Below are 5,422 nucleotides of genomic sequence, written 5' to 3'. Positions count from 1 at the left end.
TGGCTTGTTGCGTTCAAACTTGGCCTTTGCCATGGGTATTTCCTCTTTATTGATGAATCTTTATGCTTAAAAAATAATAAACAGCAAGATCGGTAAATAGCTATTTGACGGTTTATGACAGAGTTAAAACCATCAAACCGTTGACGCTAGGATAAATCTAACAAAATTTTGCTACTAGCATAGGTAGGTTATCCGAACACTATACTAACATTTTCAGTCTACTCAGTACATGTTATCAGTTTATGCAAAATAACTAGTATAGTTATAACATTATCAATGTACTGACAGCACTAAAAGGCAACACCTCAGTGTCACCTTTGAATCGTAATCTGTCACACTAATTTTACAGTTTTCAACAGTTGATTAGTTTTCAACATTTTATATTGTTGACATCAACGTAACGTTGTCTAAAAAATAGCGAAGCAAACACAAAAGACATAATCAATAAATGGAGCTCATATCGAGAATTGAACTCGAGACCTCTCCCTTACCAAGGGAGTGCTCTACCGCTGAGCTATATGAGCGTATTCTAGACAACCTATACGTTGTACTAAAAAAAATATCACGATACAGTAATAATATACTGCTTGTCGTGATGATTTATTGATGGTTTTTGCGATAGTGTATATATGGAGCGGGTGGCGGGAATCGAACCCGCGTCATTAGCTTGGAAGGCTAAGGTGTTACCATTATACCACACCCGCAATGACTCTTATGAAAAGTCACTCTTATAATATAAATGTAATATTATTATATATAAAGAGTAGCTATGTACAACGAGTATGCTTGGCGTTATGACAAACTATAGAAAATATGGTGGTGGGAGAAGGATTCGAACCTTCGAAGCTTTCGCGACAGATTTACAGTCTGTTGGGTTTGACCGCTCCCCAATCCCACCTTAGGTTGCTTTGAATAAAGAGACTTTGATGTAAAGCAAATTTATAAAAAGCTACTTTGAAAGAGATGGTGCCGACTGCCGGGATCGAACTGGCGACCTACTGATTACAAGTCAGTTGCTCTACCAACTGAGCTAAGTCGGCTTGTTCTCTCAAAGTGGTGGCTATTCTATCAAATATTTTGACAGACGCAAGCCCTTTTTCATTTTTTTTACGCTTATTTTAATAAAAACTTTCAAGCAGTTGATTGCATTAGATTTTTTTATGCAAAAAATATTATCTTTATTCCTACTTCTGTTTTTATCATCGTTATAATATGTGATTACTATTTTCATCGTTATAATATGTGATTACTATCTTCACAAAGTACTGATTAACAAGGACCAATTAAATAGTATAGCCAAATAATAACAGACAGAGCGTCTTTAGCAAAATCATATTAGCGAATTCGTAATCCATCACAAGCCATCTTTACTGCTTTGACCAGCGCTAGTGCTTTTTTATTGGTTTCGTCCCACTCCGCTTCTGGCACCGAGTCGGCAACCACACCTGCCCCTGCTTGAATATGTATCTTGCCACGACGCATTACAGCCGTACGTATAGCAATCGCTGTATCCATGTTGCCATGCCAGCCTAGATAACCCACTGAGCCACCAAATACGGTTCGCCGTACTGGCTCGACCTCATCAATGATTTGCATTGCACGGATTTTGGGTGCACCTGACAATGTACCTGCTGGAAAAGTCGCACAGAATACATCAAGCGCATCTTTATCAGCTAGTATTCTACCTTCAACATTAGAGGCGATATGCATTACCTGCGAATAGCGTTCTATAAACATCTTTTCGGTAACTTTGACACTGCCATACTCGCAGACACGGCCGATATCATTACGGCCGAGGTCGATTAGCATCAAGTGCTCAGCGATTTCTTTTTTATCAGCAAGTAGCTCTGTTTCAAGTGCCAAATCTTCTGCTTCATCTTGTCCGCGTTTACGTGTACCGGCCAGTGGGCGCACAGTCACTGTGCCGTTTTCAATACGTGATAGGATTTCAGGAGAAGCACCGATAATGTCGAAACGTTTGTGATCGTCAAGTGTGTAACCATGCACTAAGAACAAATAAGGTGACGGATTTAAAAATCTTAGCGCTCGATATACCGCTAGAGAGTCTCCTTTATAATCCGCGGTTAAACGCTGAGCAGGAACGACCTGCATCACGTCTCCCTCTAATATATAATCTTTTATTTTGTTGACATCATCGCAGTACTTATCTTGTCCAGTTTGCGATTTGAACTTTGGCGTGGGCATGATTGGAGTACTTAAGTCTGGCATCTCAGCCAGCTTATCTTCAATTTTTTCAAGCTCTCGTATCGCAGCGCCATAGCCATCTTCATCATTACAATCTGCATAAACGATAATTGACAACGTATTTTCAAGATTATCAAAGACAATCACACTCATCGATAGCATCAGCCACATATCAGGTAACGACATTGGGTTTGGTGCATCTGATAAGCCAACGCTTGGTTCAATAACGCGTACCATATCGTAACCAAAGTAGCCCACTAACCCGCCACTAAAGCTTGGCAATGCCTTGACCTCATCTGGCGTTGGCATTTTATACTGCGCCATCAATTTGCGAATATAATCAAATGGATCATCAACCGCATCGCTATCAATCTGATCATCTCTTTTAATGGTCATATAACCATCTGTGTACTGCAAGATCAAATCGCTACCCAGACCAATCATAGAATATCGCGCCCAGCGCTCACCGCCTACGACTGACTCAAACAAATAAGCCGAGCCGCTCAAATCGCGTACTTTAGAAAACACAGAAACAGGCGTCTGTGCGTCCATTAAGCGCTTTTTGACAAGGGGAGCGTGGCTATAGCCCTGTGTTTTAAACGCTTTATACTCTTCAAAGGTCATCATAATAAAAAGTCTCTTAGCACCAAGCAGGCAGAAGATAAAAATAACAAGAACAGCAATAATAAAAAAATGGTACATGCTCAATCTTGGATTAAGTAGAGCATAAACCTGTCAAAAAATGAGAATAGAGCAAATTTAATCGCAGTATAGCCAGCCAGTATAACAAAACTGGCTGGCGTTAGTATTATTTAGAACAACTGTACAGTTTGATGCGCCCCTCTAGTGGTAAGGCATCTCATATAACTTATCGGTGCCGATTAGCAAACGATACAAGCGATTAAACGCCGCCCATATTAAACAACCATAAAGCGACTCCGATAATAATGATGACGATAAATACCCAAATAAACCAGCTGCCACTTGGTTTTTTCTCCGGCTGTCCTGTATTAGCAGGGTTATTGACGGCTTGATCCATTGCATTATTGCCTTCAGTGCCCAAATCACGCCCTTGTCCTAGATTGGCAGTACCAGAGAATTGCGCTGAGGCGGCTTGTTTGGCACGTAGTACATCCGGATCTGCTTCTTCTTGCAAGGTAGTTTTGGTCGTCTTATCATGCTCTGGAGCGACATCTGGCTCTGTATGTGCAGTTGGCTGTTTTGCTACTGGCTCATCTACTGTCGGTTCGCGGTTTAGTGTCTCTTTAGACTTATCATTAGACATTACTGTCTCCTTGGCTGCGGCCGTACTTGGCGCTAAAGTTGGTTGAGTCGTAGGTTCTGTTACAGTATTAGCTGGCTTATCTTTTGTTTCGCTAACGGTAGATGAAAGCACCTCTGTGACTATGGTATCTTTGACCACTGGCTCATCAGCCATCTCATCTACTCTGCTTTCAGTCGGTATGCTGTCTTTGTTGTCTGCCGCTATACTTTGTTCGGTAGCAGATTCGACTGGTGCAGCGGCTACCGGCGTAACAGAATCAGTATGTATGTGCGGCGTGGCAACCTTAAAGACAAAACTTGCAAAGCCAACCGTATCATCTGCATTAAGATGGGTAGACTTGTTGCCCTCTATGCGCTCATCGTTGATAAATGTACCGTTTGATGAGTCCAAATCTTTGATATACAAATCCCCATTTAAGACACTAAGTAACGCATGATTGCGTGATACGGCCTTACTACCCAGTACGACATCGTTGTCGTTACCGCGTCCGACGGACAAGCTGTCATCAATCGTCAGGGTTAAATCGCCAAGTGCTTCTGTCATTGCATTTAACTGCCAAGTTGTCGTCTCTTCTTTACTATTTAACACGTTATTGTCATCTAAATTGTTTGTCATCTCGCGTCTCCTTATTATAAATTTTGAAAATATGACTAAATACTATCTTTAGTCACACCGTAAGTTATTGTCTATCTTTGTTTTACTGTGGCATGAAATAAGGCTTAATAATGGTGTTTAGCTTATCATACGGGATACTTAGCACTGGCATACCGTAGGCATAAGGACCGATAGAATAATGCTGGTAACGAATATCGATGCCTTTATCCGTTAAGGTTATGTTGTCACTTAACACGAAAGGCCAGCTTTGCTCATAAACATGAGTATCGTTGGCAACCGTACCGACCCACTTCTTATAAGCATCGTACACCAATGCCTCAAAATCTGACTTTTTGCCTTTCTGCAACATGTCTACCAGTTGCACCTGCTGCTTCGTTGCAGAATCAAATATGAGATATTCGCTATACGGCATTCCATGAGCACCGCCTGTAAATACATAGGAATTTATCTCGAATAACTCAAACCTATCTACATGTCCTAAATATTCAGGCTCTATCGTTAAATGATAAATAAAAACGCTATCTTCAGGCAAATCAACAAATTGTGAGGCTGCAAAGTCGTCAATAGCCGCTTTAACATCGGCTTGATTGCTTTTGTTTTTAATAGGTGCTGACTCAGACAGTTTACTGTTTATAACTAGATTATTGATCCGTTCATTGACAACCCCATTTACCCAGTCGTTCATTACAACCCCATTTACCCAGTCGTGATTGGTTTTAAGATATTTGATATCAATTTTTGGACAGTTTTCACGTTTAATACAGCGTTCTTGTAAGCGTTTTGGTAAATTGTAATCAAGATAGTCTGTCGCACTAATCAGAGTAGTCGCATTGCTAGTTAAGCTAAAAGCACTTAGTAAGACAGCAATACCAAAGGTAGTAAGCGGATTTACGCCATTGTTTTTATTGATATTTTTCTTATGTGGTAAATGCTTTATCGCATAAGAGTGAGTCGTTATTGACATATATCCTCTTTAATTAATAGACGACATTTATAGATATTCTACCGTAATCATCATTTGTTATTGTAGGAACACTGTTTTAGCGATTGGTTTTGGCAGTATGGTTTGATATCTTTAATAAACCATACAAACAAAAAAAGACACGGCCAGCGTGTCTTTTAAAATGGACTATAGAACTAAATAATAACTTTTAGCATTGTTGATTTTAGTGCTCGCGAGTATTACTAAAGGTCACTTCTGGATAGCGATCTTGCATCAGTTGTAAATTAACGCGTGATGGTGCCAAATATGTCAAATAGCCACCGCCATCTATCGACAACTGGTCATGCGCTTTTTTCTTAAATTTCGCCAGTGCT

The 5,422-nt window shown here is 40.2% G+C and carries 4 protein-coding genes and 4 tRNA genes; all 8 read right to left on the bottom strand.

Annotation, left to right across the window (positions count from 1 at the left end; translation table 11 throughout):
- Positions 1-449: 449 nt before the first annotated feature.
- Positions 450-524 (bottom strand) — tRNA-Thr (locus PENNN9_RS02685).
- Between the two features lie 106 nt (positions 525-630).
- Positions 631-704 (bottom strand) — tRNA-Gly (locus PENNN9_RS02680).
- Positions 705-814: 110 nt separating this feature from the next.
- Positions 815-898: transfer RNA gene (locus PENNN9_RS02675), tRNA-Tyr, on the bottom strand.
- Between the two features lie 66 nt (positions 899-964).
- Positions 965-1,040 (bottom strand) — tRNA-Thr (locus PENNN9_RS02670).
- A 295-nt stretch (positions 1,041-1,335) separates the two neighbouring features.
- The gene (trpE, locus tag PENNN9_RS02665) at positions 1,336-2,832 is read right to left on the bottom strand and encodes an anthranilate synthase component I (protein ID WP_058368209.1); all 1,497 of its coding nucleotides are present in this window, start codon (positions 2,830-2,832) and stop codon (positions 1,336-1,338) included.
- 274 nt (positions 2,833-3,106) lie between these two features.
- Positions 3,107-4,105, bottom strand: a complete 999-nt coding sequence (locus tag PENNN9_RS02660) for an FHA domain-containing protein (RefSeq protein ID WP_058368208.1) — start codon at positions 4,103-4,105, stop codon at positions 3,107-3,109.
- Between the two features lie 82 nt (positions 4,106-4,187).
- A complete protein-coding gene (locus tag PENNN9_RS02655) occupies positions 4,188-5,069 on the bottom strand; it encodes an RsiV family protein (protein WP_058368207.1) in 882 nt (293 codons plus the stop codon).
- A gap of 202 nt (positions 5,070-5,271) precedes the next feature.
- On the bottom strand, positions 5,272-5,422 hold a 151-nt coding region (locus PENNN9_RS12780), incomplete at its 5' end, for a hypothetical protein (protein WP_197409065.1).

Source organism: Psychrobacter sp. ENNN9_III, assembly GCF_001462175.1.
Classification (GTDB): Bacteria; Pseudomonadota; Gammaproteobacteria; order Pseudomonadales; family Moraxellaceae; genus Psychrobacter.
Note: the sequence above shows the minus strand (reverse complement) of the source record. Positions and strands in the feature narration are given on the sequence as shown.